Annotated in this window: 1 protein-coding gene; it reads right to left on the reverse strand. The window is 60.4% G+C overall.

Annotated elements, in window-relative coordinates; translation table 11 throughout:
• Positions 1–1,383, reverse strand: a 1,383-nt coding sequence (locus NOV72_RS31705; protein ID WP_146150072.1) for an AMP-binding protein, incomplete at both ends; no start/stop codon positions are given.

Genomic DNA, 1,383 nt, shown 5'->3' on the forward strand with positions numbered 1-1,383 from the left:
TACATGTTCGCTTTCGATGAACGCCTGAAGCATCGAGGGCACGAAATGCAGCGTGCTCACTTCATGACGCACGATCGCATCGGCCAGTTGCAGCGGATCGCGATGCGCACCCGGTGCGGCGATCGCCAGACGCGCACCGACCATCAGCGGCCAGAAGAACTCCCACACCGAGACATCGAAGCTGAAGGGCGTCTTCTGAAGAACCGTCTCGCCACGTTGCAATGGATACGCCTGCTGCATCCACGTCAGTCGATTGAACAGCGCATCGTGACGGTTGCCGACGCCCTTCGGACGGCCGGTCGAGCCTGACGTGAAGATCACGTAGGCGAGGTTTGCGCCGTGCAGTTCGACTTCAGGGTTGCGTTCGTCTTCTCGCGTTGCATCGAGCGTGATTTGTCTCACGCCTTCGACGTGAGGCAAGACACCGCCCGACTGACACAGCGCGAGTTGAATGCCATCATCCTGCTGCATTGCTGCGAGCCGGTCTGCCGGATATGAAGGATCGAGCGGAACATAGGCCGCGCCTGCCTTCATGATCGCGAACAGTGCTACCACGAGTTCGGTCGATCGTTCAGCCGCAATGCCGACCTTCGATTCGATACCGATGCCTTGATCGATGAGCCAATGCGCGAGTCCGTTTGCACGCGCGTTCAACGCGCCGTATGTCACGCGCGTATCGTCGAAGACCAGCGCAATGTCATCCGGATACGCCGCCGCATGACGTTCGAAGCCGCGAAACACGGGTTCGGCTTGCTCATAACGCTGATTGTTGCGACTCCATCCCTCAATCTCACTGCGTTCGAACGGACTCAACAACGGCACTGCGCTGACAAGCGCGTGGCCTTCGACCATCGCGCGAAGCATCGCCTGATAATGCCCGGCCAGGCGCTCGATCGTCTCCGCTTCGAACAATTCCCGCGCATAGCTCAATTCCATCGACAGCGACCCGTCGCTCTCCTCGCGCGTATCGAGCAGCAATTCGAACTGCGCCATCTCCGCCGGCAGCGCATACGGTTCGATCTCCAGCGACGGCAGACGCTGCAACACGCGCCAGTCGCGCCGCTGATGATTGAACATCACCTGAAACAGCGGCGTGTGCGCGAGGCTGCGCTCGGGACGCAGCGCATCGATGAGCGCATCGAAAGGCAGATCCTGATGCGCTTGAGCGCCCAGCGTCGCGTCGCGCATTTGCGTGAGTAACGCATCCGTGCGCGTGGAATTATCGATACGGCTTTGCAGCACCTGCGTGTTCACGAAGAAACCGATCAGCCCTTCCGTCTCCACACGATGACGGTTCGCCACCGGCACGCCCGTCCGTATCGTCTGTTGCCCCGTGTAGCGATACAGCAGCGCGTGGAAGGCCGCGAGCAACACCATGAAGGG

The sequence above is a fragment of the Caballeronia novacaledonica genome (assembly GCF_900258035.1).
GTDB classification, from domain to species: domain Bacteria; phylum Pseudomonadota; class Gammaproteobacteria; order Burkholderiales; family Burkholderiaceae; genus Caballeronia; species Caballeronia novacaledonica.